The following is a 24,911-nucleotide window of genomic DNA, read 5'->3' as shown; positions in this document are numbered from 1 at the left end:
GCGCGCTCGGATTTGCACCGCTCTGTGCGAATGCGGCAGGAGCAGTCATCAGTGCCGCTGCCGCAACTGCTATCAACGTCTTCTTCATATCGTCCTCGTTCGTTGTCATGCCCCGAGCTGGATGAATTAACTTGCTCGCTTGTTGTTCCTGGCGGGAAATCGCGCAACAGTGGAACAACACTCGCTTCTCCTTCACCCATTTGCCCGAGGCGGTTCCCCGACATCATCCTGGCGGCCTTCCGACGGCGCGCGTGAGACGCCAGAAGCGGGAAGGTTGGCCTCGCCGATCGGTGCGGGCAAGCCGATCCTGAGGGCGGAAGAAAACGGAACATCCTACGATTAGAATGGTTCTGATGGCGAACGCATAGCGAGGCGCCCCGTGAACCAAATCCCACATCACCCACAGATCCCAATTTTCCTGACGATCAACGGAACGTTGCACGAACTCAAAGTAGAGCCGTGGGTGACGCTGCTGGACCTGTTGCGCGAGCGCCTCTCGCTCACCGGGACTAAGAAGGGATGCGATCAGGGACAATGCGGCGCCTGTACCGTGCTCGTCGATGGCAAACGCGTCAATTCGTGCCTGGCACTCGCGGTGTCGCGCGACGGCGCCGAGATCACCACTATCGAAGGGCTGGCCGAGAATGGCGAACTGCATCCGCTGCAGGTCGCCTTCATCGAGCGCGACGCGTTTCAATGCGGCTACTGTACGCCTGGCCAAATTTGCTCAGCGGCGGGTCTGCTGGCGGAAGGCCACACCCCTAGTCGGGCCGAGATACGCGAGCATATGAGCGGCAATCTGTGCCGCTGCGGCGCCTATACCAATATCGCCGACGCGGTCGAGGACGTGCTGATGCCGCGCATCGCGGCGAAGGAGGCCGCCGAATGAACCGGTTCGAATATATCCGCCCGGCCACAGTGGCCGATGCCATCGCGGCGCTGAATGAACCTGCAGCGCGCGCGCTGGCGGGTGGCACCAATCTCGTCGACCTCATGAAATATGATGTGGCGCAGCCGTCGCGGCTGGTCGATATCAACCGGCTTCCGCTCAAATCGATCGAAATCACTCCCAGTGGAGCGCTGCGCATCGGCGCGCTGGTCACCAATACCGATCTGGCGTGGCATCGAGACGTTCGGGAAAAGTGGCCGATACTGTCAAGCGCCATTCTTGCCGGCGCATCGCCGCAATTGCGAAACGCAGCTACAGCCGGGGGAAACCTGATGCAGCGAACCCGCTGTTATTATTTTTATGATCCGTCGACAGCCTGCAACAAGCGACAGCCCGGAAGTGGCTGCTCCGCCATTGGCGGCGTCAATCGCATTCACGCCATTCTCGGCGCCAGCGATAGCTGCATTGCAGTCCATCCGTCGGACATGTGCGTCGCGATGGCTGCACTCGATGCATCCGTCGAAGTCGAGGGGCCGGACGGCAAGCGATCGATTCCGATGTCTGGTTTCCACCGCCTCCCCGGCGGAGAGCCCGAACGCGACAACACGCTGAAGGTCGGCGAGCTCATTACATCGATCATTATCCCCAAGCCCGACTTCGGTGCCCATCACACCTATCTCAAGATCCGGGACCGGCTCTCCTATGCCTTCGCGCTGATCTCCGTCGCCGCCGCGCTACGTGTGGAGGAGGGCATCATCCAGGACGTCCGGATCGCGCTCGGCGGGGTCGCGCATAAGCCGTGGCGGGATTTTGACGCAGAAAGATCGCTGAAAGGCGAGCGAGTCGGGACCCAGAGCTTTAAGCAGGTCGCTGATTTCATTCTTCGTGATGCGAAGGGGCAGGGCGACAACGACTTCAAGATCGAGCTTGCTCGCCGCGCTATCGTTCGTGCGCTGGAGCAGGCGGCTGCGGGCACACCGCAGGATCAGGCCGACAAATCGATCCACTAGAAAGTTAACGGGACCATCGCATGTCAGTTGGTGAAATCACGCATATCGGACGTCCGACCAACCGGGTCGACGGTAAACTGAAGGTGACCGGCCAAGCGCACTACGCGGCGGAGTATCCTGCTGACGATCTGCTCTATGGCTACATCGTTGGTAGTACGACCGCCGCTGGACGGATCGCGGCGATGGACTTGGATGCAGCAAGGCAGTTTCCAGGCGTCGTCGAAATCTTCACGCACGAAAATCGCAGCAAGGCGGCATGGCTTGATCGTAGCTGGCGGGACGAAGTCGCGCCTCCTGGCCATCCGTTCCGGCCGCTGAATTCGGACCGTATCCTGTTTGACGGTCAGCCGGTCGCGTTGATTGTCGCCGAAACGTTCGAGGCCGCGCGCGATGCGGCCTCCCTGGTTCGCATTGCCTATGATGTCGATGCGCATTGTACCGAGCTTGAGGCGAAGCGGGCAGAGGCCTATGCGCCTCCGAAGAAGCGTAGCGGTATTCCGCCGCCACCGGACCCGCGCGGCGATGCCGAGCAGGCGTTTCAAAATGCGCCCGTCAAGATCAGCCGCGATTACCGGATCAATGCCGAGCACCACAATCCGATGGAGATGTTCGCCACCACCTGCGTGTTCGAGGGCGACGGCAAGCTGACGATCTATGACAAGACGCAGGGCTCCCAGAATGCGCAGGGCTATGTCACCTCAGTGTTCGGCCTGCGCAGCAAGGATGTCCGCCTGGTCAATCAATATGTGGGCGGGGCATTCGGCGCCGGCTTGCGGCCGCAGCACCAATTGTTCTTCGCCGTCATGGCCAGTCTCGAACTCGAACGCTCGGTGCGGGTGTCGCTGACGCGTGCTCAGATGTTTCATATCGGCTACCGGCCGGACAGTTACCACACCGTCTCGCTCGCCGCCGATCGCGATGGGCGGCTGCAGTCGATCATGCATGATGCCGTTGCCTCGACCTCCCATTACGAGGATTATCAGGAGGCTGTCGTCAATTGGTCGGGCATGATGTATCACTGCGACAACGTCAAGCTGACCTATCAGCTTGCCAAGCTCGATACGGCCACGCCGTGTGACATGCGCGCACCCGGCGCAGCCATCGGCGTGACAGCGCTCGAATGCGCGCTCGATGAACTTTCATACGAACTCGGTATCGGTCCGCTCGAAATTCGGCGGATCAATTTCGCCTCGAAGGACGAAAACACCAACAAGCAGTTCACGTCCAAGGCGCTTCTGGAATGCTACAGCGAGGGCGCTGCGGCATTTGGATGGGAGAAGCGAAGCCCCAGGCCGCGTGCCATGAAGGAGGGTCGCGAGCTGATTGGATGGGGCGTCTCAACGGGAATGTGGGACGCCTTCCTGCAAAAGGCCCAGGCCACTGCGACTCTCAAGGTGGACGGGACGCTCGAGGTGGCAACGGCGGCGTCCGATATTGGCACTGGGACCTGGACAATCCTGACGCAGATCGGCGCCGAAGCGTTCGGATTACCACTCGAAGACGTTCAGGCCAGGATCGGCGATTCGACTCTGCCGATGTCGCCGGTCGAAGGAGGTTCGTGGACCGCAGCGTCAAACGGCTCGGCGGTTCAGGCCGCATGTGATGCGGTCAAGCATTCTCTGTTCAAGCAAGCCAGGAAGATGGCCAACTCGCCGCTTGCGGATGCCAGTTTCAAAGACGTCGAGGTTCGGGATCGACGCATCTTCCGGAAGGATGATCCGGCGCGCGGGCTTTCCATTTTCGAAGTCATGCACGCCGCCGAGCTCACGGAAATCACCGAGCAGGGCAAAGTCAGCCCGAACCTGCGGCAGATGCTGAAATATATCAGCTACACGAATTCCGCCGTGTTCGCGGAAGTGCGCGTGGATGAAGATCTGGGTGTCGTTCGCGTGACGCGCGTCGTGTGCGCTGCGGCGGCGGGCAAGATCCTCAATCCCAAGACGGCCCGCAGCCAGATCCTAGGCGGTGTGGTGATGGGAATCGGCATGGCGCTTCACGAGGAAGCCATGACGGATCATCGCCTCGGCAAGATTATGAATGCCAATCTCGGCGAATATCACTTTCCGGCCCATGCCGACATCGAGGATATTGAAGTGATCTTCGTCGATGAAAAGGACGACAAGGTTAGCCCGCTTGGCGTCAAGGGCCTGGGCGAGATCGGCATCGTGGGAACCGCGTCTGCCGTCGCCAATGCGATCTTTCACGCAACTGGTGTGCGGGTGCGTGATTTCCCCATCACGATAGACAAGATTTTGAACTCGCCACGACCCTCCTGAGTTCATCTCGTACAGACCCAACGGTGGTTTACGCCGATGGAGTTCCACTGGAGCCCGGGGCCGCCGCATACTGAGCTAAATGTCCGTAGACCTCGGATCAGGAGAGCGCGTGAAGATTGCGACCTTCAACGTGAACAACATTAACAAGCGGCTGCCCAATCTGCTGGCGTGGTTGAAGTCGTCGAAGCCGGACGTGGCATGTCTTCAGGAGTTGAAGGCTGCCAAGTCCGAATTCCCGGATCGTGCGCTGCGTAAGGCCGGCTATTCTGCCGAGTGGGTTGGGCAGAAGACTTGGAATGGCGTCGCAATCCTCGCTAGAGAATCCGAGATCGTGGTAACGCGCAGGCGGTTGCCTGGTGACGAGAGCGACGTCCAAAGCCGATACATCGAGGCTGCCGTCGACGGCGTCCTCGTTGGCTGCGTCTACGCACCCAATGGCAATCCGCAGCCGGGACCGAAGTTCGATTACAAGCTCGCTTGGCTGAAGCGTCTGAACGCGCACGCCGGCAAGCTGGTCAAGTCCGGTGCTCCAACCGTTATCGCCGGCGACTTCAACATCGTGCCAACGTCCTTCGACATCTACCCGACCAAGTCGTGGGACAAGGATGCGCTCGTGCAGCCCGAAAGCAGGGCGGCGTTCGGCAATCTCCTCAAGAAGGGTTGGATCGATGCGCTGCGCAAGCAGCATCCGGATGAGCCAATGTATACGTTCTGGTCGTATTGGCGGAACCGCTACGAGCGCGACGCTGGCCTTCGCATTGACCATCTGCTTCTCAGTCCTGCGCTGAGTCCGCGGCTTGAGCAGGCCGGCGTCGACCGAAAGGTGCGCGGCAAGCCAGATCCAAGCGACCATGCTCCGGCGTGGATAGTGCTGAAGTAGCGCTACTCCTTGCTTTTTGGCTTTCCGATCGACCCGGACGTCGCGGAATTCCTCGGGTCCTTTGAGCAGGCGCCGCTTACGACTAGCCTGATCGTCCGCACTTGCATCCTTGTCCGTCATCTTGTCGATCGTGCCGGCAGCTATCTCGCTGGCACGTGCTTCGTGAGCGACGTTGTTTCTGCGAGACGTTTGACGGTAAGGCCCAGTTCGGAGTGGTCCCATAGCACAAAGGCACTCGCTTTGGGAGAGCTTGGTCCGGAGGGGGCAATCCCAATATTTCTCCACCACAATACCCGCTATCAGAATAGCGAAGCACACAGATAGAACACTGCCAGCCAAGGCTCGCCCCTAGCCCAAGTCCCAGAAGGACATTTCGCGAAACATGCTTTGCGCAAAGGCGATCGTGGCAGGCAGCATTATTTTCGAGTCTTGCTTTGACCGAACTCGCTGAATAGATGCGAATTCGCCTTCGTGGGCGGAACCATACTATTGAATGCACATTGTGTGGGCATCGGTATCTATTCCGGAGCCGCTCCAATGGGAATTTCAAAATGATTGATACTGTTGTCGTACAGCCGGCTGCCACTGGTCTGGACGAGCCTTCGGTTGCGGGTGTCTCGTGGGCTGCAGTCGCGGCCGGCGCCGTCGTGTCGCTCGCGTTGACACTCGTCCTTATCGCGTTCGGGACGGGGCTTGGTTTGTCAGTCGTGTCACCGTGGTCATCCAGCGTATCCGCTACGACTTTCAAAATCACGACGGGAATTTATCTGATCGTCATTGCCATGATCTCGTCGTCGATCGGCGGATATCTCGCCGGCCGCCTGCGGTCGCGCTGGATTGGCGTTCATTCAGATGAAGTCTATTTCCGCGACACCGCGCATGGGTTTCTGGCATGGGCGTTTGCAACGGTGCTCGGTGCAGTACTGCTCGCTTCACCGGCGACGACCGTTTTGAGCGGCGCGACGTCGGGAGTTGCTGCCGGTGCGACCGCGTCTGCGGCGCAGGCGGGGCCGGCCGAAGGCTACATCGACGCGCTATTGCGTCCATCGACACCCTCTAGCGATGGCAACAGTGCTGACGCGCGCGGTGAACTGTCCCGCATAATGGCCTCTAGCCTCCGAACCGGTGAGTTGAAGCCTGCTGATCGCGCTTACGTCCATAAAGTCGTGGCCGCTCGCACCGGTTTGAGCGAACCCGACGCGGATAAGCGCGTTACCGAAGTCATCAATGATGCCAAGGCTGCAGCCGATACTGCTCGCAAGGCTGCAATGCAGCTCGCCTTTTGGCTCACGGCTTCACTACTGATCGGCGCTTTCTCTGCCAGCTTGGCGGCGACCGAGGGTGGTGGGCTTCGAGACGGAACTTGGAAAACGCGTCGCACGCGATAAGGAGAGAACAATGCCTATTCTGCTATGGCTACTTGGAATTCCGCTTCCACTGATCATTCTGGTTCTGCTGCTTCGATGAAATCAAAGGCCCCGGCAATCGGGGCCTTTGTTCATTGCCCCTCTTGCTTAAGCACCGCCGTTATTCTTTTGGAATGGACGTGGATCATTGGGTCAGGACCGGGAGCGTCTAAAGGATCGAAAAGTGCACTCATCCAGATGATGCAGTGGTGTTTCGCACCAGCGGCGCGTGGCGATCCACGAGCACGGCGCTCGCCTGGTTCAGGCCGATTACCTCGACCGCTATACCGTGCCGCCGCATCTTGCCGACGACTTCATCGAGCGCGGCGATGGAGGTGATGTCCCAAAGGTGAGCCGCGGTCAGGTCGATGCGGACGGTGCCGACAGTGTCGCGCAGATCGAAGCGATCGGCAAAGATGTCGGCGCTGGCGAAGAAGATCTGGCCTGATACGGCGTAGATTCGGGTGTCCCCCTTAGCGTCATGGCTGACCTGCACTTCCATCAACCGTGTCACCTTGAAGGCGAAGAACACGCCGCTGAGCAGCACGCCAACGCCCACGCCTATCGCCAGATCGTGGGTCGCCACCGTCACCGCTACGGTGGCCAGCATGACGATGCCCGAGACCTTCGGATGGCGGGCAAGGTCTCGGATCGAGCCCCAGGAGAAGGTGCTGATCGAGACCATGATCATGATCGCGACGAGGGCGGCGACGGGTACCTGCGCCACCCACGGCCGCAGTGGCACCATGACGATCAGCAGGAAGACACCAGCCACCAGCGTCGACAGCCGGCCGCGGCCGCCATAGCGCACATTGCCGACGGTCTGGCCGATCATGCCGCAGCCGGCGATTCCGCCGAACAGGCCGGCAGCCATGTTGGCAAGGCCAAGCCCTGTGCATTCGCGGGCCTTGGAGCTGGTGGTCTCCGTCAAGTCGTCGACGACGCTGGCGGTCATCATAGACTCCAGCAGCCCCACCGCGGCCATTGCCAGTGCATAGGGCGCGATGATGCTGAGCGTTGCCCATGTCAGCGGTACGCCCGGAAAGCTGAAGGTGGGCAGCGCATTCGGCAGGCGGCCGAGATCGGCGACGCTGTGGATCGACATCGGGAAGGCGACGGCAACCACCGTGAGCACGACGATGCAGATCAGTGGCGAGGGAATGGCAGTGGTCAGGCGTGGCGCCAGATAGATGATGGCGAGGCCGAGCCCGATCATCGCATAGGTGTGCCAGGTGGCGCCGAGCATCTGCGGCACCTGCGCCGAAAAAATCAGGATTGCCAGCGCATTGACGAAGCCGGTGCGCACCGAGCGCGACACGAAGCGCATTAACACGTCGAGCTTGAGCAGGCCGAACACGATCTGAAGCAGCCCGGCGAGCAGCGTGGCCGCCAGCAGGTATTTTAAGCCATGGCTGCCCACCAACGCCGCGGCGACAAGCGCCACTGATCCTGCGGCACCGGAGATCATCGCCGGGCGCCCCCCGGCGAAGGCGATGACGATGCCAATAACGAAGGACGCAAACAATCCGACTTCCGGATCGACGCCGGCGACGAAGGAAAATGCGATGACTTCGGGGATCAAAGCAAAGGTGCCGACCATGCCGGCGAGAACATCGCGGCGAATGTTGATGGCGCCGCCAACCCACTCGGCGTGGTAGCGGGGAAAGGACGAGGATTTCATGGATAGTTTCCGCAGTGGCGCCTAACAGTGCACCGCAGGATGCGATGGACGACTGCGGGCCGGCGTGCGTGGTCCGGCGGATCGGCGGCCGGAAGAGCCACCCGGGGTTTCACCGGGTCCAGAGCGATGACAAACTACTAGCGACATACAATAATTAAGGCAAGCGAGCGAAGATCGCGATCATACGGCGCCAACGCTTGCCTTTGGCGCTACGGCTAGGCGTACTCTGTTCAGCTGCGCCGAAGCTATATCCGATAATGTGGGGTCGGTTCCTTCACGGGCGAAGCCCACGCCATCAGTTCTTCGACCGGTCAAGCTCGATATACCGGCAATGGCTCGTGGCGTTCAGCGCGTCCATCGCGCCGGCAGCAGCTTGATAGCGTAACCTCAGCGTGCACTAAGTTTAATCCTCATTCTTGAAAGTCGGGGGCTCATCGTACCCGCGCCGGCTACTGAAGAAGAGCAGGGCCATCAAGCCGGCGCCGACGATAATGGAAAGAACTACGCCGATCGTCAGGGCGATATAGCCGTCGCGAGGCATGGGCTCGCCGGGTACAATGAGACCCTGGTATGCGTACCAGCCAGCGGCGCCGAGTATGGCCACCAATGCTCCGATTAAAGCTGTCGTGCCCGTGCGCATGCCTACCTCTAGCACGATTGAAACAACATCAGTGGCTTTGTTCTAGCAGAAGTGCTTGGCCGGTCGATTCGGGGATCCCCGATGCGGAACGAGTCAGCCAGCGCCACGTTCGACTGACAAGGGCTTCATGAACAGATTGGCTTTGGTTCAATGCAAAAGATTATAACGATCAGCGCTACGGCGCTTCTCCTCGCCGGTGCCACGATGTCGCCGGCATCCGCCGAAAAGTCCCGCCGACACCACACTCAGCAGGGCGTCACCTCCGGTCAGGGCATGACCACCGGTACCGGCCGCACATACACTGGCGGCAATGCCGCTCTGAAGGGGAACAGCGGCAATTCGGGGCAAGGGGACAACTCGCTGGGCAACATCAAGGGCGGCAACATCGGCGCGGGCAAGTAACATTACGGAGGGACCATGAGCAAAGAAACTCCCAAAGATGATCCCCGCACGGAGTCAGATTGGGCTCCGACGAAACAGACCGACAAGCCCTGGAAAGGCGTGCCGGAAAAGGAACAGTTTGTTCAAGATCGGGCAAAGCCGGACCTTGAAAAATGGCACAAGACCGACACTCATTGACGATTGCGACGGACTTGCATCGATCTGTTCGATGGGTCGGCGATTGAGCCGTCCGAGCAATATGCTCGGGCGGCTTCTTTGCGAAAATGGTTTCGCGCCTTATGGATGGATGTCCGCTAAACGGCGGCGTCGATCCTCTCCTGCGGTCTGGCCCACGGCTCGGACACGTATCGGTGCTTCCGGCAACGGCATTCGCGACGTCTTCGGTGGGGGACCATCCTCATCAAGGGATCGGAGAGCTGCGAGAATATCACCGATCCTAACAATCTCATGGGAGCCTGGAATTTGGCGTAGCCACGGCTTCCCTTCGACAGTAAACGCATCCGATGCCCAAGCGGCTAGGATGCATCGCTTTTGCAGGGTGCCTAAGAAGGGATTCGCAAGAACCTCCCGCGGGTGCGTGAAGGTGCTGGCGAGGAGAGAATTTGCGTGGATTTCATTCATCGAGATGGCAGCGCTTGTCATGCTGGGCCTCCTAACTCCTTTCGTTTAAAGGCGATTAGCGATGTAGATTTTCGCTGCTTTCGGTCAAGGGGTGACGCTAAAAATTTTCGGGGCGCTTCTTAGACTGCCGGGCGCTGTCTTAGTGTCGCACGGGAAACAAAGACCCGATCACGACGTTCATCCCACTAACAAGGGAGAGAAAAAATGGATTGGAACAGGGTCGAAGGAAATTGGAAACAGATGAAGGGCAAGGTCAAGGAACAGTGGGGCAAGCTCACTGACGATGACCTCGACGTCATCAACGGCAAACGGGAGCAACTCGAGGGTCGTCTTCAAGAGCGTTATGGCTACGCCAAGGACCAGACTACGAAGGAAGTCGACGACTGGTATGGACGTCAGAGTTGGTAATCAGCACGTCTAAATGACGAAAGCCGTCCGGTGTAATGCCCGGGCGGCTGGTTGTGTTGGCCGGTGGCGGCAGGCTCGTTCGAGCAGCCGGTACCACCGGGAGGGGCGGGCTTTTGTTCTTGATGATTGTTACCTCTTCTTACTTAGATTCTGCGCCATTTCGAGATGGTGCTGCAAGTGCGGGAGCGTTTTGCCCGCCCAGTCCTTCAGCTTCGGATCCTCGCCGCCCTTGGCATAGCGCTCGAAGAGTGAGACCGCATCCTTATGTGCGTTAACCTGCATAGAATCGAAGTCGGACGAGAAATCTTCCGCCTTCACACTTTTCAGCTTATCGACCTTTTTCTGCGAAGCCTCATCCAGTCCGGCCGGAACGTCGGCCTTTATCCCACCTGCGACAAGCGCCTTGAGCTCGGTGGACGTCTTTGTATGGTCAGCGATCATCTGTGCGGAAAACGTTTTCTCCGCCGCGTTTCCACGTTCCTGGCCGATCTTGCTAGCGGCAATTTCGGTCATGTCGCTGATAGCGGCCTGTCTGACGAAATCTGCTGTGCTCGGAGCGACACCCAGGACTGAGTTAACGCCGGTCTTCTCGCCCACCGATTGAGCGAATGCGGCTGGCCCGAAAGCTATCGTCATGGCGGTGGCTACCATTGCAATTCTGATCATGTCGATTCCTAACATTATCTGGCGCGGGATCGCGCTCGCTGGAACGTGCAATGCCGAATTGAGGAGCGAGTTCCACGTCCATATTTTTATGGGAGCTCTTGCGCCATTGGAGATCACCGCAAAGGCGACCGCTCGTTCCAATCAGCTCGCATTACACCACTTCTGAGCGCCAACTTTCGCGCGTCCTTCTACGAGTTTGATTGACGAGACTGTCCGCGTCGCATCGAGAGCGGAGGTGGGACTCCGCTCCGCAATTGCGATCTTGAAGGTGCCAAGCTAACCCATCTTAACCTTAGCTTCGCGCTCCCAAAATCTAAGTTCAGTCAATCGCCCCACGAACGTCGCGATGTCCTTCTTGGCAGCCAACGGGATCACGCCATCGTCGAGCGCGTCCGCAATCCCAGCTTTGGCGAACAGGGGCATCGCTGCTTCGACATAGGCGATGAACTTGCAGTGCGAGAATGCATCGGCAAGGAAATCGCGCGCCGTCGACTCCTGGAGCAGATCCGCCATTCCCGCTGCGCCCGGCAGCAGCGCGACTGCATCGTAAAGCACCGATGGGCCGCCATCTATCATCTCATCCGCTTCGACGAGGCTTCCGTCGTCAGCCTTCGCGCCCGTTACCTTTGGGGCCACAACTTCGCACACGGCTCCTTCCTTCACGATCGCCGCTTTCAGAGCGGCCAGCAGGTTGGCATCGACGCCGTCGGTGACCAGGATGCCGAGCTTGCGCCCCTCGAACCGCTGCGGCCCGTTTTTGACGATGCTGAGGGCAGGCGATTCATCGAGGTCCTGCCTTGTCGGTACGGCCGCGTCGGCCGGCTTCGGCATCTTCGCTAGACCGAGTTTCTGTCCAACTTTGCCGGCCAGGTCGGTGTCGATGTTGAGGAGATGTGCCACCACGCGCTCGCGGATTTCCGGGAGCTTCACCTTACTGAGTTCGAATGTGAGCGCGGCAGCGATATGCTGCTGTTCGCCAACCGTCTGACTGACGAAGAACTGCCGTGCCTGGCTATAGTGATCGGCGAAGCTTTCTGGCCGCAATCTAGCCTTCTGACCTTCCTCCGCTTCGGCGAAGCTCCTAAAGCCCTTTGCAATCGATTCCCGCGGCCCGATCCCGTGGGAATTGGGCTGATAGTTCGCCCGGCCGACCGGATTGCGCATCGCCATGTGGCCGTCTTGCTGGAAATGGGCGAAGGGGCACTTTGGCGCGTTGATCGGAATATGGGTAAAGTTCGGGCTTCCGAGGCGCTTTAGTTGGGTATCGAGGTAAGAGAAATTGCGGCCTTGCAGGAGGGGATCATTGGAGAAGTCGATGCCCGGCGGGACATTTTGCGTCATGAAGGCGACTTGCTCGGTCTCCGCGAAGAAATTTTCGGGCATGCGGTCCAGAACGAGGCGCCCGACTGGGATCGGCGCCAAGATCTCTTCCGGAATAATCTTCGTCGGATCCAGAACGTCGAACTCGAATTCGTCGGCGAACTCTTGATCGAATAGTTGAACCTGGAGCTCCCATTCCGGATAGTTGCCCGATTGGATAGCGGTCCACAGATCGCGCCGATGAAAATCGGGATCCGCGCCGTTGATTTTCACGGCCTCGTTCCATAGGACCGATTGCAGACCAAGCTTCGGCTTCCAGAGGAACTTCACAAACGTCGACTCGTCCTTGGCGTTCACGAAGCGGAATGTATGAACCCCGAAGCCCTCCATGAAACGGAACGAACGCGGTATGGCACGGTCGGACATGACCCACATGATCATGTGCATGCTTTCGGGCGTCAGTGAGATGAAATCCCAAAAATTGTCATGCGCCGACTGGGCTTGCGGAAACGCCCTGTCGGGCTCCTCTTTGACCGCGTGGATGAGGTCGGGAAATTTGATTGCATCCTGGATGAAGAAGACTGGGATGTTGTTGCCGACCAAGTCCCAATTTCCTTCTTGCGTATAGAGTTTGACGGCGAATCCGCGCACGTCCCTTGCAAGGTCGAACGATCCTTTGCTTCCAGCAACGGTCGAAAAGCGAACAAATGCCGGCGTCTTCTCGCCAGCGCGCGCGAAGAGGTCAGCGCGAGTGAATTTAGCCAACGGTTTGTAGTTCTCGAAATAGCCGTGAGCTGCGTATCCGCGTGCGTGGACGACCCGTTCTGGGATTCGTTCGTGGTCGAAGTGGAAGATCTTCTCGCGGAAGTGGAAATCCTCGATAAGGGTAGGTCCGTTGGAACCAATCTTCAAAGTGTTCTGGTCGTCTAGCACCGGGCCACCTTGTGCAGTCGTCAACACCTCGTCGCCGGTATCGGTGATCTGGTGAAGCTCTCCACCTTCACCCCGGATCAGCATTTGGTCATGGATCTTCACGCCACCGCTGGTTCGTTTTGCTGTTTTGGCCATTTGTTACCTGCCTCATTGAAGGGGTCGAACTTGTAAACTGCCAACGGAAGCCAACCGGTTCAGTTCCGCCGATCGCCGCAAGCTATGCGAGGTGTCAGTTCAGTCGATGTGGAGGAAGATGTTTGCGTCGCGGGCAATTTGAGCGCGCTTGTTATTCTAGCGCCCTCAATCTCCCGACGTCGGTCGGGACGGGAACAGCTGGGCAAAAAAACAGTACTGCCGAAAACGGCACTGTGAAGGGCGGCATCAACTATCACTTCAATTGGGACGGCCAAAACTTGTAAATCCGAACACTGAATTCAGAAGACCGGAGCCCGGCGAACGCCGGGCCTTTTCCCTGCCTACGCATAATCTCCGCCAGCGCCGGGAAGGCGTTACCGGGATTCGGTCAGAGACTAGAGTCGGCCAGGCCGCGACGACCGCCGAGATGCTAAGAACCGTGATCGCGTTGTGCAGCCTCTCTACAAACTCGACAGCGGTCTGGAGATTGGCATAGGTGCCGCCATTGTGCTATTCGTTGACATTCGCGATGTCAGAACGGCTCGCGTCGCAGATGCAAGTAGCGAGGATTGAACTCGCCGCAGTCCGCCAGACCCGCCCAATTTCTGATGGTGAGAGACCCGCTCTTGAAGTCGGCAAGATCGGTGTCTCGAAGGTTGGCCAAAGCGCGGTTTACGGTAGCTAGCGACAGCCCGAGAGCCTCTCCCAGCTGATTAAGACCTATCGGCAGAATACACGTATCGTCACGCGTCAAGCCGGAAGCCCGCGATCGGTAGAAGAGTTCGCAGAAGAGATGAGCCATGCGGGCAGGGGCGGACCGCGCGCTATTGTTCGTGATCGCTTCACGGAAGATGGCTGCGTCGATCAGGGTTTCACGCCAGATTGCAGCGCCAACCTTTGGTCTACTATCGAATAACTTCATCAAGTCCCGATGCGGGACCGAGGCGACGAAGGCCTTGCCGATCGCGCAGACGGCATGATCCATCACCTCGATGAAAAGACACTGTGAATCCGGCATGTCGCCAGCGAGATGAAAGGACAAATACTGGCGTGCGCCGTTCGGCAGGAGATGATAGCGAGCCAGCATTCCTTCGACGACGATTGCGGACACCTTGGGTCGATCGCCTTGCCGAATGAAGTCCTCATGACTATCCAATTCGCGGACAGAGCACGGCAGCCGGCGGATCTCCAAAAGGTCCTCTTGGCTCAGGGACGAATGTTCCTTCAGTTTTTTTATAAGGACGGCTAGAGGGTCGATTGTAGCCTCCCACGTCGCCGAACCTGTTCGGCTGCGCTCAGCATCCTAGTCATCTTGACGGTGGCTTCAACTCGCTCGAAAGCCAACCCTTGTTGCGCTCCATCGGATCGACCTCGCACCTCGCGCATCTAAACTCCGAATCTCCCTTTTCAAATGACGTCATCTTGCGATTGCACTTCGGGCACTTCGGCGCTGCGGACCCAATAACTGTCATTGGGTTTGCTCGCGAGCGCTGATCTCGCGCCGAACCTCTCGAACACTTGCGAAATGCAGGCCAAGCTCACGAGCACGCTTTTTGACGGAAGCCATTGGTCGCTTCATAGCCGCACATGCTCGCAGAAGCGTAGCCCCCTCTGCATGCAACTGTTTGAGCTTCTCCAAGTCCGCATCTTGCCATGCGCGGGTTATCAGCTGACGCTCATTCATGTCGGTTCCTCCAACGGTTCCTCGGGAGGGAACCACAAGCCAGGAGGCGACGTCGTCTCATTTGAGACGAATTACTGGAGAGCGGATCTCGATGTTGGTGCACCTTTCGCCCGTTTTGCCACCCGGATCCTTGACACCCGCGGCGTCGTCTCCACGATGCTGGCGATGTAATTGCGCCTGGTGCCTTCCGTGTCAGACTTCTGCATGTGATCGGTAGCGTCTTCGACCGAGGCTCAAGTTGAGGCTGCGTTGTCCAGAACCATTGACTATCAGCAGAAGCTTGCGATCGAAGAGTGACGTCCTTGGGAGCTAGGCAGGGCGCGTCGGGCCTGACCGGCTCATCGACACTGGAGGATGCTGTCCGGTTGCTCGAACAGCAACGTTAAGGAACATCGTTATTTAAAGGCCCGGCGAGTGGGTCGCTCCACCGCCGTGCCGACCAGAAGCGAGGCTTCTGGGGTCAAGATTCGGTCGCTGTCATCCTGCGTTAACTCCAATCGTAAATCCATCAGCCGTTAGATTGAGGAAACTCGCTCAATCCTGTTCTCGAAAAGTGAACGTGGAACAACTTTGGAGCGAAGTGCCGTCGCCAACATCTTGCAGACGCACATCGGTTCGCCTTTGACGGTAGTGCACCTGCATGTGTCGCCGTATGCAAATTTTATCAATCTATCGATGTCCTGATCTGCAATCGCTGTTTCGATCTGATTGTCATAAGTCAAAAACGTGCTCCTCGCGGTATGATCAATCCGGATACGACACGGGCGCAAGAAAGTTTCAGTTCTTTTCTGGATCGGGATCGGGCATGCTGCGCGGCAGATCAGTTTTCGGCGAAGCCTCGCCATCGAGCCAGTCCTCTTCTTCGGCCAATGCGAGCCATGCCGTTTCCATGCGCTTGAACCGATTCCTGGCCGGCTCGTTGTCGGCTGCCGCAGCCATCTCGGCGCAGTTGTGTGCGTTCGCGCGGTAAGTGTCGGACTGTTTCATTCCGGAAGCCTACGCTGTCCGGAGGGCGTGCGATAGGACCGCCCAGCAGGTGGAACTACTTCCCGGCTTGCGGCATAACTTCCGTATGAAACCAACCAAGTCGCTCAGGAAGCAGGCTGGGAAAGCCGAGGCCGCCGCTTATCGCACGGAAGACACCGAGCATGCTGAGCGGATGCACAACCTGGCTGAAGCATTCCGCGCGCAAGCCGAGGCTCTGAAAGCTGAAAAGAAAAAAGGGAAGGTGAGGAAGTAGCTCCCCTTCACCGCAGACCGCGAAGGCTAGTCATCAAGCTTCTCAGAGACGATCACGCCAGTCTTCGGATCTGCGTGAAAGTCCATCCTTCGACCATTCTTGATGCCCTCACCTTCCCATCGGCCATCATCAGCCTCGAGCTTGGTAACCTGCGAGTAGCCGGACTGCAGGACTTTCGCCTTTACTTGCTCCATGGGCATCCAATCCGGTCCAGGCTGATCAGCTCGCGCCATAGTCGATGCGCCGATTAGTATGACTCCACAGAGAACAACTGCAGCAAGCCTGTTCATCGCAACCTCCCTTGTTCTGTGTGAGCCAAATCAGAACACCGGAAGATCGTCCTTCGGTAGGAAGGCTTCACTGGATCTTCCGATTTCCGGCCTCCGTCAGTTTGACCTGGTCGTCCACGATTTCGACGAGGCCCATCTCCAGGAGTTCGCTGAGTTGGTCTTCCGTGATCGGGGACAGCTTCAGCCGGCCGCCACCGATATCGCGGAGCGTCCAGTGGAGCTCGAAATCATCTCTCCAGTATTTCATCTAGTTGAGCCGTTGCCGGCAGAGGTTGAAAAATTAAAAGCCCGCCGGATCGTCCGCGGGGGCTTTCACTATCTAATGCCGAAAGCCAACGTAGAGACCAATCATGGTAATGGCCGATACTAAGATGAAGCAAAAAAGCCCCCACGCAATAATAGTGGCTTCATCTGGGGTATTCCGATTCGTCTTCTGAAGAACGTTCAATGGTCTCTCCCTGTAATCTCTATCGTCGGCGCTCGCATCTCGAGGCGAACTTGTGCAAAGCGTAGCGACGGTAGCTCGCAGGGTCCAGAATGAATTGATGGTGCGCTGCAGCGTGGCGCGTGATCAATGGGCTGCCAAGGTCGGTAGGTGCCGCAAGCACCGCAGGCCCCATTGAAGGAACCAAAACACCGAACGCGCGATATAGGAGAAAATAAGGGAGGTCGTCATGTTGATGGAAGATGGAATTGCCGGACGGCCAGTCGCCAGCGCACCGCGATTGGTCGCACAGACAGTCGACAAGCGAACAATTCTCGAGATGGAGATAGCCCTTACTAAAGCCTGCGAGGTCTTGCCGCGCGAGTTGGACAGCCACAAGAACCGCTGTTTCGTCGCCAAGAAAATACTGAAGCGCGTGAATGCGGGTGAGCGCACGTTCGGCGGCATGGTGTCTGCGGGTATGGCGGCAGTAGAGGCGCTACGGCGAAAGCAAGAGCAGGTTTGACGGCGTTTCCTGAACAATCGTTCAGGAAATTTATCCTTAGATTACGGAACGGGCCGTACCGTCGCGCATTCAATCTCCGCTCATTCAAAGGAGAAGATAATGCGCAAAGTTCTTTTGGCTCTCGCTGCCTTCGCTACCATCGGCATTGCCGTTCCAGCCGCTACTTCACAGGCTGATGCTCAGACCGTAGTGGTGCGGCACGGCGGCGGCCATCACGGCGGCTACCATCGCGGGCATCGTGCCAACAAGGTTGTTATTGTGAAGCGCGGTCATGGTCACATGCATCGTGGAATCCACCACGGCCACCGCTGAGCCCATTGCTCTTCATCAAAAGGCTCCCCTCATGGGGGCCTTTTTCGTTGGCGCAATAAAGGGCAACTGAACCTTAGCGCTGGGTGAATGCGGCCATCGCGCTTTGGAAAGAAGAGCGCAGTGCAGCTCCTCATCGGAACTTAAGTTCCATCGGTCTGTTGGGGTCGCGTGAATAAGCTGCCCCAGCTCACCGGGGCCACTGGAGGAAATTTCCCATGGCCAAAAAGCCAAAGCTTCTCGCCGACCTTTTCCATGACACCCTCAAGGATGTCTATTTCGCCGAGAAGAAGATTCTGGCCACGCTGCCGAAGATGGCGAAGGCCGCACAATCGAAAGAACTCAAGGCCGCCTTTCTGAAGCACCAGAAAGAGACCGCCGGTCAGATCAAGCGGCTCGAAGGCGTGTTCAAGATTTTCGGCAAGAAGCCGACCGCCAAGAAGTGTGAAGCCATCATGGGCATTACCAAGGAAGGCGCAGAGATCATGACCGAATACAAGGGCATGCCTGCTCTCGACGCCGGTCTTGCTGCCGCGGCACAGGCGGTGGAGCACTATGAGATCTCCCGCTACGGCACGTTGGCGACCTGGGCGAAGGAGCTTGGGATGCCTGAAGCTGTCTCGCTTCTCGATGCCACGCTGAAGGAAGAGAAGGCCACCGACGTTGCGTTGACCGCGCTGGCCAAATCTGTCGTCAACGTCGAAGCAGAGCAAGATCTCTAAGACTATATGTCCGGCTCCGTCACCGGAGCCGGACTACGTAAGTCCTCCCACCCGTCGAAGAAACCTTTAGCGCAACAGTGGCTTATGTTTTCGCTGAAATGGAGAGCGAGAATGCGCCAAGGTACGTCGTTTCGGTTGATGGCATCCGATGCAGCGAGACAGGCAAAAGAAGCCACGGACCAGGCTGAAGCTCTCCGGCTTTTACAGATGGCACACTACTGGATCTCGGCTGCAGACAACGAGGACTGGCTGAATGCCAACTCGATCCATCATCCGGTGAGATCTCCTGGATACGACCGAGAATTGAGAAACGTCGGGAACGATCGAAAGTACGGGACTTGAATCCGACAACTGTCGCACATGGCGACGGTGAACGGTGGCTGTGGCCATCAGAAAGCTCGCCATGAACATCCCGGCCGTCGACCGCGCCATCGATATTTATGGCGCCCTCTCAGGACATTCGGAAGCACCGGGCGTCCGCGCCCAGCTTTCCCAGCATCTTGACCAACTACACAGTGAGGGGGAGACCGATCATCACCGTCTTACGGTGCATGGCCTCTCGTTCCTTCGGCAGAACGATCTTCAGCGCAACAGCTAGCCGCGCTGCATAGCTCGCTGCTTCTGCAATGATTTACGGAGCGTCGCTTTCGCAGAGTGAGCACGCTCCTTGTCGCTCGCCGATTTCTTGACCAGACGAAATGGGCCGGTCTTGGAATTTCCGGCCATCGGCATTGTCGGCATCATCTGCGAGCAGGATTCCGACTGGGAAGGTCCATAGGGGCTGATGTCCGTGTGCGCTTGGCCGCGTGCGTGTCGTCTTCGGCGATGATGCGAGCGTCGGTTCGAAGTAAAGACGCTTGGTCGAGAGAGTTCATCAAGTCTTACCTGTGATTTTCTTGTAGTTTTTCAGCTATGAACTTTCGCGCTCTGCGTGTGCGAATGCCAGCGCTTTATATTTTGTTTCTTGAACGAAAATTCCATCGTTCGTGCGAAGCGCGAGGTGGCGTGTTGCGCCTTCGTAGTGCTGATCACCGGTTGAAATGATGGACCTGATAGCTGACATAGTCAGGGTATTGCCTCTGCGGCAAGCGGTCAGAGACGAAATGTCTAGAATGTTGCTACGATGACTCGATGACGGAGTTAACCGTAACCAACGTCCAAACGTTCTGGTGCTGCGACGATATATTCAGCCCGGAAAAGAAGGGGGCGGGAGACGCGTCGATCAGGTCTTCTTTTCCAGCAGACGGCCCGACGTCATCGGGGGCAATGCCGTCGGGCCTGACCGGATTTTGATGTGATCTTGGGGGAACGGTATCCGGCTTTTTAAATAACTAAATCGCGTGAGCAATGTTCCTCGAATGCCGGGCAGGTCGAGCTTCTGCCGCTAGAGTTGGGCGGCAGAAGCGCAGAGCAAGTTAGTTCTCAGTGCACACCTTGATGGTCTTCATGCCGGTCTCGGCTTCAGCCCTGGTCTTGAAGATACCGTTGTCAACGATCGTCGTGGTGGTTGTGGTCGGCTTCTTGTCGACGATGGTGCACTTCTTGGTAGTCGCATCACGGACAACATAATACTCGGTCGAAACGACGGCTGCTTGGCCAAATGCCGAAGTCGCGGCGAAAGTGGATACTGCGGTTGCTATCAGAAATTTTTTCATAATACCCTCCTGTTCGCATATGATGCAGAACGCTCGGATAATAGGCGGAATTGTTGAAAGGTTCCGTTTGGGTATCTGCCGTCGTCTACTTGTTCAAATATTGGTATTATAAAGCCCCACCTGTAATGATATCGGGCTTACTTTACTCCACCAGCCTGATCACTCGCCTTCGATTGATGCGGTCAAGGGCTTTCACCAAATCGTCGCGATCGAGAACGGACATTAAGCGCTCCAATGTGCCCTCCGGATCTCGTGGGCCGGGATTAATGTACTGCCCGAGAATGCGCCTGGCATCTTCAAGCGCGCGTAATGCAGTATCGACGTCAGGCGTGTTCATCGATCCCTCACCAGCTTGGCATCATCAGGCAGCACCGCGGGCTCACGTTCGCCTCTCCCGCGCGGCGCAACATAATAGCTAACGAACTCCTCAAGCGACGATGGTATGTCCTCATAGGCGAGATCGGCGCGTTCCTGGATCTCTCGAGCGACATCAACCGAGACATCGCGGGCCCAGCCTTCTGCAGTGTTGAGCGCTATCACGTGCTGCGGATCGCTATACTGACCGGCCATGAGGTCGGTAATGACGGCTTCCAGATCGGTGTGCTGAACCTCAGCTTCGCGCCATACACAACCCCGGCGACCGAAGCAGTCCACCACAAGGTAGACCGTTTCATCGAAACCATGTGGCGCGATCAACGGTGTCCACGCCTGTCCCATAGGTAACTCCCAACGCAACTGATCACTGGGATTCAAAACTGGTGCGCGTGATTCGTTCCGGACCCAGCGCGGAATGAAGCTGCCGTGATCCTTGGCCTCATCATCATTGGCGCATTCGTGGCCGTAGCTTCGACCTTTCGCAAAGCTCTCAGTCGCCTATCGGCGTCGACGTTCCTCGATCGCGCCGCAACTCCGCTCTTAGCTTGCGGACGCTAGCCAATGGAATGCCAAGATCGTGCGCCTTCCGTTTTACTGCCAGGACAGGTCGCCCGAGCGCGGCTGCTGCTCGCAGAGCAGACGCTCCGTTGTCGGCCAGGTCTTTCAGCCTGGCGACGTCTTCTGTGTCCCATCGTTTCGCAAGCAGGCGCCTGACCACGGCTAATTCTCCGGCGGTCGCAGTTCGCCCTTCAACCAGCCCTTTGCTTGAACCACTGAATCTGGCTCAACAGCGGCATGGATGAAGCTGCACTTTGGGCACTCGTAGGTGTGCGTAACGAAGCCATTTTCGGGGAGGGAGCATCTGATCCAATAGGTGGCGGCTCCGCAATTTGGACAGGGTAGGGTTCGGGTGCGTCGCATGGCCGATACTCGTACTAGAGCTGTTACGCAACAAGGCACAGAGTATCGTTAAAACTCTCAAGGTATCGGTTGGGTTCCCGACCGCTCGCCGGCTACAGGCGCCGTCTTCCACATAATAAATCCTCCGCACTCGTGAATCTGGATGATGCCGTCGGCGACCAGCTTGTCACGGCCTATGGTGTATTCGGCGACGTTTCCTCCGCCGCGCAGGAACGTGCCGTTCCATTCCCCGATCGACATCCGGCCTTCGTCGATGCGGAGCGTCTTGGCGATCTCAAGCAGTCTGGCTGCTGCAGCTTCAGGCTTTGCGTAGGGACGATCTTGGGCGTATTTCTCGGACGGCTTGCTCATGCTGCCGTTCGATCCGATTCCAAACTCGTCGGTCAAGACTTGACGATGTTCTCTAAATGTTCTTATTTGGGACATGGTGGAGATCCACGGCAATTGGCCGTTTCAGGTCGCTATTCCTGACGATGACGAGACTTACATCGAGGCGACGAGCTTCTGTTCACGGAAGCACTTGTCGCTGCGTGTGCTTGGCGCGAGCGTGATGCATGAAGGCACGCGATGGGTTGTTTTCTGCTTCACCTATCATCGAGATGCAGAAACGCTGCGTAATGCGTTCATGGGTAGGTGGGTGCACACGCATCTTTGGCGACCAGAGAATTATAGAGAGACGAAATGATTTCGCAGTGGTCGCGGGACAAGCGCCGGCGCCGCCGAGAGGAAGAAGCGGCCAAGCCACATCCGCACGACGTAATAATGCTGGAGTTGATGCGCCAACTTCGACCGCACACATATGGTGCGATCTATGACAACCCGCGCTCGGTTTCTGCTCGCGCTTTGCAAAAAGCAATCGACGAAATGGCCGGCACGATCACCGGTGACGCGCAATATTTTCACGCGAAGCCTCATAGTCTTTGCGTTGGATTCCGTGAATCGCCGAAAGATTGAAATGCGAAGTAAGGCCGCCTCAGGGTAGTGGCTTGTTTCCGGCCGCAGTGATCTGGTTGGCTTCGGCGGGACCTAATTTGAAATTGACGAAGTTCCCAACCGGCGGCAAAATCTGTCCATGGGTCAAGCGGAACGACCGGCCTGTCCCCAATGCGGGGCTCATCTGATTTTGGCGCTGCCGCCGGGCGGCAAAGGGCCGCGCGCGTTTCAATGCTTCAATTGCGACCGACCTGACCCGCTTAAAACAGATCAAGTGGTAGGTTGGTTAAAGGGTGAGTTGCAGCCGCCCAAGTAGTGTCTGTGCGAAAATGGTAGCAGCCCATGCGTTCCTATATCTGGAACCGGGCGACAGGTGTAAAGTCTTCTAATCATCGCCCGTTCCTCGGCAATCATCGGTGACTGAGAGTGCTCTACGCTCCCGCCTGATCTCGCGGTGAGCCATGTGTGAAAAGTGTACCGAGCTAGATTTCAAGATTGCAAACTATCGGCGGATGTCAGTAGTCCTCACGGATCAGCTTGCCCGGAACGCAATCACCGGGCTGATCGAGAAAATGACGAAAGACAAGACCGACCTACATCCTGAGCGAAGGGTACAGGATGTTTTTCGCCCCTGATGGAATGGGCCGATTGATCGCGAACTCATGCCTTCGCCTTTACTTGCTCCATCGGCTCTCGCATGGCAGGCGGAACAATAGGCGCGAATTGGCGTGGGAGCACAAGGGAAGACAGGCTCTACCGAGTCCTTCTCTCGTTCGGCATAGCCGGGCTGATTACAACATTCGTGGTTTTGGTCCTCCTACTGGTTTATTGGGCAGTAGGTAGTATTTGAGCGCGCCTGTTTTTGGCACAAAGTGCACAGGACTTTCCCGGGCAAGCTTATAGAGTATTCCCCCATCTGAGGGGCGGCCGTGACCGCTCCAACGAGACTGGGAATACGACGTGAAAGACTATCAGGCACGCTGCCGCAAGGCTCTTGAGTTACATCGGTCGGGGGTTCTTTCGTCCCTGATCGCAGAACGGCTTGGGGTTAAGAGCCCTGCTGTGAACCGAATGATTAGAGACGCCATCGCCAATGAGAATGAAACGCCTCGCGAGGCTCAGGGTTAAAGGCGGAGCATGGCGTCACGGGGGATGGGCGCCGCGTTCTCGTTCGCTTGTCCGAAATCGCCGCGGAGTTCGCGCATAAAAAACCGCCGGCATTTTCGCACGGCGGTTACCGGAACTACTCAAAATTGATTGGTACTAAAAAACCTTTCCCCTCCGGTAGAATGAGCAGATCACATATGTCGCGATCTACTAAATTCCGAGACCGTTTTCTCATTGGGTGAGAGCTTAGTGGGTCAGCTTTCATGACTGAGATTGGACCGCGCGTGACCTGCGAAGATTCTTGTCTTAAGCTGCCTCTGGGGACAACTTACCGGGCCGGTAAGATGGCATGCCAACCTATCTCGTTCGAATAATCGAGACCCGCGATCTCGTCGGGGTCTTCTCTGCCGATAATATCGTTCAGCTCATCGACATCGTTGACGAATGCACCGAGCCCGATGAATGCGAGTATACGCGCATGGGCCCTGGTGGAATCATGTGGGCGAGCCCGGCCATACCGATCCCGATCGCGATCCCTGAGGACGACGATGACGGAGAGCCAGATCCTATGCCGTGGGCACCAGCGTTACTGAAACTTGGTGGGACTACTTTTACGGATACGCTGCCTATCGCTGGAAGCGCTCCTTTCCTGACGATCCGCCGAAGCCCAAACAGCCAGTGCTGCCACAGCGTCCGGGGCCGGGGCAGGTGGTGCCGTTTAAGAAGAAACGGGAATGAGGAACTTTCTTATTAGGCTGAGCATTTTTATCAGCCGTCTTATAACTTTGGAGATTGCGCAAACTCTTCAATTGTATTTTTCTTACCGTCCTCGTGCACAAGGAGGCGCGGATGCTGGAAAGAGCGACAATTGTCGAAGACGAGATCGACGTCGAACAAGTAGTTCTCAACTACCAACGTCTGATCTGCGAGGCGCTGAATCAGATAGAAGTTGCCAAGGTTCGCCAGCTCGTATTGGAGATAGAAGAAGAGCTCGATAGGTCGGGGAGCTCCGCTTCGCCTATGCGTCGCCAGGCCGCGGAAGTACTTCGGCGGGCGAGAAGACTTCCGGTAGGTCCGGACCGTAACGAGCTTCGACAGATCGCGCATGCATTGCTCTGGCTCGAACAGAAGGGCCTGAGCCTCAGAGGCCTGCGTCGTGTAGCGGACCGATCAAAGCAGAGCCAATGCAGTCCTTGACGGTACTATACTTCGCTAGGGAACTGGGCGCGCGGAATGCTGCATCGAACGGTCGAGTATGATGTCAAAGAGGTCGAGCCGGGCCTTTGGCGCTGGAACATCTATCCTGGCAACCGCACGGTGCGGGGGCCGGTGAAGTTTCGCTCGCGGGAGCTGGCCGTCGAAGCCTCCATGGCGAAATCAACAACGGGATCGAGCGGACGCGGCGACAGGCGGCGCGACATTAGGCAAAAAGCCAGTTCTGGTTAAGGCGACTTAGTT

General features: G+C 57.6%; 29 protein-coding genes and 1 other annotated feature. Of the genes, 15 read left to right on the top strand and 14 right to left on the bottom strand.

Annotated elements, in window-relative coordinates; all coding sequences use genetic code 11:
- Nucleotides 1-379 precede the first annotated feature (379 nt).
- The 5 genes from A4A58_RS28615 (at nt 380) to A4A58_RS28595 (ending at nt 6,443) form a co-directional block, all read left to right on the top strand.
- Nucleotides 380-889 carry a (2Fe-2S)-binding protein gene (locus A4A58_RS28615; protein WP_068738703.1) on the top strand — a complete coding sequence of 170 codons (510 nt, stop codon included), beginning with the start codon at nt 380-382 and terminating at the stop codon, nt 887-889.
- On the top strand, nt 886-1,899 hold the full coding sequence (locus tag A4A58_RS28610) for an FAD binding domain-containing protein (protein ID WP_068738701.1): 1,014 nt from the start codon (nt 886-888) through the stop codon (nt 1,897-1,899). Before A4A58_RS28615 ends, A4A58_RS28610 begins: the two co-directional genes overlap by 4 nt.
- A gap of 20 nt (nt 1,900-1,919) precedes the next feature.
- A complete protein-coding gene (locus tag A4A58_RS28605) occupies nt 1,920-4,175 on the top strand; it encodes a xanthine dehydrogenase family protein molybdopterin-binding subunit (RefSeq protein WP_068738698.1) in 2,256 nt (751 codons plus the stop codon).
- Nucleotides 4,176-4,284: 109 nt separating this feature from the next.
- On the top strand, nt 4,285-5,055 hold the full coding sequence (gene xth, locus A4A58_RS28600; protein ID WP_068738696.1) for an exodeoxyribonuclease III: 771 nt from the start codon (nt 4,285-4,287) through the stop codon (nt 5,053-5,055).
- 647 nt (nt 5,056-5,702) lie between these two features.
- Nucleotides 5,703-6,443, top strand: coding sequence for a hypothetical protein (locus A4A58_RS28595; RefSeq protein ID WP_349509596.1), 741 nt, complete (start codon nt 5,703-5,705; stop codon nt 6,441-6,443).
- Between the two features lie 208 nt (nt 6,444-6,651).
- Here A4A58_RS28595 and A4A58_RS28590 read toward each other — a convergent pair whose 3' ends face one another.
- Entirely contained in the window at nt 6,652-8,142 is a 1,491-nt protein-coding gene (locus tag A4A58_RS28590) for a SulP family inorganic anion transporter (protein ID WP_068738692.1), read from the bottom strand.
- 67 nt (nt 8,143-8,209) lie between these two features.
- Nucleotides 8,210-8,265, bottom strand: a sequence feature (sul1 is cis-regulatory element that is thought to sense ions involved in sulfur or methionine metabolism; They are found in Alphaproteobacteria).
- 280 nt (nt 8,266-8,545) lie between these two features.
- Nucleotides 8,546-8,782 (bottom strand): hypothetical protein, encoded by a 237-nt coding sequence (locus tag A4A58_RS28585; protein ID WP_068738690.1) that lies wholly within the window; start codon nt 8,780-8,782, stop codon nt 8,546-8,548.
- A gap of 150 nt (nt 8,783-8,932) precedes the next feature.
- Between A4A58_RS28585 and A4A58_RS28580 the strand changes: the two genes are divergently transcribed.
- The 3 genes from A4A58_RS28580 (at nt 8,933) to A4A58_RS28575 (ending at nt 10,213) form a co-directional block, all read left to right on the top strand.
- Entirely contained in the window at nt 8,933-9,184 is a 252-nt protein-coding gene (locus A4A58_RS28580) for a hypothetical protein (RefSeq protein ID WP_068738688.1), read from the top strand.
- A gap of 15 nt (nt 9,185-9,199) precedes the next feature.
- On the top strand, nt 9,200-9,361 hold the full coding sequence (locus tag A4A58_RS31225; RefSeq protein WP_192855953.1) for a hypothetical protein: 162 nt from the start codon (nt 9,200-9,202) through the stop codon (nt 9,359-9,361).
- 648 nt (nt 9,362-10,009) lie between these two features.
- Nucleotides 10,010-10,213, top strand: a complete 204-nt coding sequence (locus A4A58_RS28575; protein WP_068738686.1) for a CsbD family protein — start codon at nt 10,010-10,012, stop codon at nt 10,211-10,213.
- Nucleotides 10,214-10,342: 129 nt separating this feature from the next.
- Here A4A58_RS28575 and A4A58_RS28570 read toward each other — a convergent pair whose 3' ends face one another.
- The 5 genes from A4A58_RS28570 to A4A58_RS28550 all read right to left on the bottom strand — a co-directional run bounded on the left by A4A58_RS28570 (nt 10,343) and on the right by A4A58_RS28550 (nt 15,938).
- Entirely contained in the window at nt 10,343-10,879 is a 537-nt protein-coding gene (locus A4A58_RS28570; RefSeq protein ID WP_192855952.1) for a DUF4142 domain-containing protein, read from the bottom strand.
- 276 nt (nt 10,880-11,155) lie between these two features.
- Nucleotides 11,156-13,267, bottom strand: a complete 2,112-nt coding sequence (locus A4A58_RS28565) for a catalase (protein ID WP_068738684.1) — start codon at nt 13,265-13,267, stop codon at nt 11,156-11,158.
- A 532-nt stretch (nt 13,268-13,799) separates the two neighbouring features.
- Nucleotides 13,800-14,477 (bottom strand): Crp/Fnr family transcriptional regulator, encoded by a 678-nt coding sequence (locus A4A58_RS28560; protein WP_349509599.1) that lies wholly within the window; start codon nt 14,475-14,477, stop codon nt 13,800-13,802.
- Between the two features lie 258 nt (nt 14,478-14,735).
- Nucleotides 14,736-14,951, bottom strand: a complete 216-nt coding sequence (locus tag A4A58_RS31010; RefSeq protein ID WP_158005760.1) for a hypothetical protein — start codon at nt 14,949-14,951, stop codon at nt 14,736-14,738.
- Between the two features lie 777 nt (nt 14,952-15,728).
- Nucleotides 15,729-15,938, bottom strand: a complete 210-nt coding sequence (locus tag A4A58_RS28550; protein WP_068738678.1) for a hypothetical protein — start codon at nt 15,936-15,938, stop codon at nt 15,729-15,731.
- Nucleotides 15,939-16,023: 85 nt separating this feature from the next.
- On the opposite strand from A4A58_RS28550, the gene A4A58_RS31220 reads away from it, so the two are divergent.
- Complete coding sequence (locus tag A4A58_RS31220) at nt 16,024-16,191, top strand: hypothetical protein (protein WP_192855951.1); 168 nt, start codon at nt 16,024-16,026, stop codon at nt 16,189-16,191.
- 26 nt (nt 16,192-16,217) lie between these two features.
- Here A4A58_RS31220 and A4A58_RS28545 read toward each other — a convergent pair whose 3' ends face one another.
- Both A4A58_RS28545 and A4A58_RS28540 read right to left on the bottom strand, forming a co-directional pair.
- Entirely contained in the window at nt 16,218-16,481 is a 264-nt protein-coding gene (locus A4A58_RS28545) for a PepSY domain-containing protein (RefSeq protein ID WP_068738676.1), read from the bottom strand.
- A gap of 67 nt (nt 16,482-16,548) precedes the next feature.
- A complete protein-coding gene (locus A4A58_RS28540; protein WP_068738675.1) occupies nt 16,549-16,728 on the bottom strand; it encodes a hypothetical protein in 180 nt (59 codons plus the stop codon).
- Nucleotides 16,729-17,155: 427 nt separating this feature from the next.
- Here A4A58_RS28540 and A4A58_RS28535 point away from each other — a divergent pair, with 427 nt between their 5' ends.
- From A4A58_RS28535 to A4A58_RS28525, 4 genes are all read left to right on the top strand, one after another.
- Entirely contained in the window at nt 17,156-17,431 is a 276-nt protein-coding gene (locus A4A58_RS28535; RefSeq protein WP_139069973.1) for a hypothetical protein, read from the top strand.
- 99 nt (nt 17,432-17,530) lie between these two features.
- A complete protein-coding gene (locus tag A4A58_RS31305; RefSeq protein ID WP_139069972.1) occupies nt 17,531-17,743 on the top strand; it encodes a hypothetical protein in 213 nt (70 codons plus the stop codon).
- 215 nt (nt 17,744-17,958) lie between these two features.
- Entirely contained in the window at nt 17,959-18,462 is a 504-nt protein-coding gene (locus A4A58_RS28530; protein WP_068738671.1) for a ferritin-like domain-containing protein, read from the top strand.
- Nucleotides 18,463-18,838: 376 nt separating this feature from the next.
- Complete coding sequence (locus A4A58_RS28525; RefSeq protein WP_068738669.1) at nt 18,839-19,060, top strand: hypothetical protein; 222 nt, start codon at nt 18,839-18,841, stop codon at nt 19,058-19,060.
- Between the two features lie 817 nt (nt 19,061-19,877).
- Here the strand turns inward: A4A58_RS28525 and A4A58_RS28520 are convergent.
- The 4 genes from A4A58_RS28520 to A4A58_RS28505 form a co-directional block, all read right to left on the bottom strand.
- On the bottom strand, nt 19,878-20,117 hold the full coding sequence (locus A4A58_RS28520; RefSeq protein WP_068738667.1) for a hypothetical protein: 240 nt from the start codon (nt 20,115-20,117) through the stop codon (nt 19,878-19,880).
- A gap of 142 nt (nt 20,118-20,259) precedes the next feature.
- Nucleotides 20,260-20,454, bottom strand: a complete 195-nt coding sequence (locus tag A4A58_RS28515) for a hypothetical protein (RefSeq protein WP_068738664.1) — start codon at nt 20,452-20,454, stop codon at nt 20,260-20,262.
- Nucleotides 20,451-20,834 (bottom strand): hypothetical protein, encoded by a 384-nt coding sequence (locus A4A58_RS28510; RefSeq protein WP_192855950.1) that lies wholly within the window; start codon nt 20,832-20,834, stop codon nt 20,451-20,453. The genes A4A58_RS28515 and A4A58_RS28510 overlap by 4 nt, the downstream gene beginning before the upstream one ends.
- Before the next feature lie 636 nt (nt 20,835-21,470).
- Nucleotides 21,471-21,800, bottom strand: coding sequence for a hypothetical protein (locus A4A58_RS28505; RefSeq protein ID WP_068738662.1), 330 nt, complete (start codon nt 21,798-21,800; stop codon nt 21,471-21,473).
- Between the two features lie 294 nt (nt 21,801-22,094).
- Here A4A58_RS28505 and A4A58_RS28495 point away from each other — a divergent pair, with 294 nt between their 5' ends.
- Nucleotides 22,095-22,367 carry a hypothetical protein gene (locus tag A4A58_RS28495; protein ID WP_068738658.1) on the top strand — a complete coding sequence of 91 codons (273 nt, stop codon included), beginning with the start codon at nt 22,095-22,097 and terminating at the stop codon, nt 22,365-22,367.
- A 1,863-nt stretch (nt 22,368-24,230) separates the two neighbouring features.
- On the opposite strand, the gene A4A58_RS28485 is transcribed toward A4A58_RS28495, so the two are convergent.
- Nucleotides 24,231-24,560: a hypothetical protein gene (locus A4A58_RS28485; RefSeq protein ID WP_068738654.1), complete on the bottom strand. Its 330-nt coding sequence runs from the start codon at nt 24,558-24,560 to the stop codon at nt 24,231-24,233.
- Between the two features lie 126 nt (nt 24,561-24,686).
- On the opposite strand from A4A58_RS28485, the gene A4A58_RS30575 reads away from it, so the two are divergent.
- Nucleotides 24,687-24,899 carry a hypothetical protein gene (locus A4A58_RS30575; protein WP_139069971.1) on the top strand — a complete coding sequence of 71 codons (213 nt, stop codon included), beginning with the start codon at nt 24,687-24,689 and terminating at the stop codon, nt 24,897-24,899.
- Nucleotides 24,900-24,911 lie beyond the last annotated feature (12 nt).

The sequence above is a fragment of the Tardiphaga robiniae genome (assembly GCF_001618955.1).
GTDB classification, from domain to species: domain Bacteria; phylum Pseudomonadota; class Alphaproteobacteria; order Rhizobiales; family Xanthobacteraceae; genus Tardiphaga; species Tardiphaga robiniae_A.
The sequence above is the reverse complement of the archived record's forward strand: the minus strand, read 5'-3'. Positions and strand labels throughout refer to the sequence as shown.

Coding starts and splice junctions, on each gene's coding strand:
- A4A58_RS28610 (WP_068738701.1), top strand. CDS start 886: ATGAACCGGTTCGAATATATCCGCCCGGCCACAGTGGCCGATGCCATC.
- A4A58_RS28605 (WP_068738698.1), top strand. CDS start 1,920: ATGTCAGTTGGTGAAATCACGCATATCGGACGTCCGACCAACCGGGTC.
- A4A58_RS28590 (WP_068738692.1), bottom strand. CDS start 8,142: ATGAAATCCTCGTCCTTTCCCCGCTACCACGCCGAGTGGGTTGGCGGC.
- A4A58_RS28585 (WP_068738690.1), bottom strand. CDS start 8,782: ATGCGCACGGGCACGACAGCTTTAATCGGAGCATTGGTGGCCATACTC.
- A4A58_RS28580 (WP_068738688.1), top strand. CDS start 8,933: ATGCAAAAGATTATAACGATCAGCGCTACGGCGCTTCTCCTCGCCGGT.
- A4A58_RS31225 (WP_192855953.1), top strand. CDS start 9,200: ATGAGCAAAGAAACTCCCAAAGATGATCCCCGCACGGAGTCAGATTGG.
- A4A58_RS28575 (WP_068738686.1), top strand. CDS start 10,010: ATGGATTGGAACAGGGTCGAAGGAAATTGGAAACAGATGAAGGGCAAG.
- A4A58_RS28570 (WP_192855952.1), bottom strand. CDS start 10,879: ATGATCAGAATTGCAATGGTAGCCACCGCCATGACGATAGCTTTCGGG.
- A4A58_RS28565 (WP_068738684.1), bottom strand. CDS start 13,267: ATGGCCAAAACAGCAAAACGAACCAGCGGTGGCGTGAAGATCCATGAC.
- A4A58_RS31010 (WP_158005760.1), bottom strand. CDS start 14,951: ATGAATGAGCGTCAGCTGATAACCCGCGCATGGCAAGATGCGGACTTG.
- A4A58_RS28550 (WP_068738678.1), bottom strand. CDS start 15,938: ATGAAACAGTCCGACACTTACCGCGCGAACGCACACAACTGCGCCGAG.
- A4A58_RS31220 (WP_192855951.1), top strand. CDS start 16,024: ATGAAACCAACCAAGTCGCTCAGGAAGCAGGCTGGGAAAGCCGAGGCC.
- A4A58_RS28545 (WP_068738676.1), bottom strand. CDS start 16,481: ATGAACAGGCTTGCTGCAGTTGTTCTCTGTGGAGTCATACTAATCGGC.
- A4A58_RS28540 (WP_068738675.1), bottom strand. CDS start 16,728: ATGAAATACTGGAGAGATGATTTCGAGCTCCACTGGACGCTCCGCGAT.
- A4A58_RS28535 (WP_139069973.1), top strand. CDS start 17,156: ATGTTGATGGAAGATGGAATTGCCGGACGGCCAGTCGCCAGCGCACCG.
- A4A58_RS31305 (WP_139069972.1), top strand. CDS start 17,531: ATGCGCAAAGTTCTTTTGGCTCTCGCTGCCTTCGCTACCATCGGCATT.
- A4A58_RS28530 (WP_068738671.1), top strand. CDS start 17,959: ATGGCCAAAAAGCCAAAGCTTCTCGCCGACCTTTTCCATGACACCCTC.
- A4A58_RS28520 (WP_068738667.1), bottom strand. CDS start 20,117: ATGAAAAAATTTCTGATAGCAACCGCAGTATCCACTTTCGCCGCGACT.
- A4A58_RS28515 (WP_068738664.1), bottom strand. CDS start 20,454: ATGAACACGCCTGACGTCGATACTGCATTACGCGCGCTTGAAGATGCC.
- A4A58_RS28510 (WP_192855950.1), bottom strand. CDS start 20,834: ATGGGACAGGCGTGGACACCGTTGATCGCGCCACATGGTTTCGATGAA.
- A4A58_RS28495 (WP_068738658.1), top strand. CDS start 22,095: ATGATTTCGCAGTGGTCGCGGGACAAGCGCCGGCGCCGCCGAGAGGAA.
- A4A58_RS28485 (WP_068738654.1), bottom strand. CDS start 24,560: ATGCGCGATCTGTCGAAGCTCGTTACGGTCCGGACCTACCGGAAGTCT.
- A4A58_RS30575 (WP_139069971.1), top strand. CDS start 24,687: ATGCTGCATCGAACGGTCGAGTATGATGTCAAAGAGGTCGAGCCGGGC.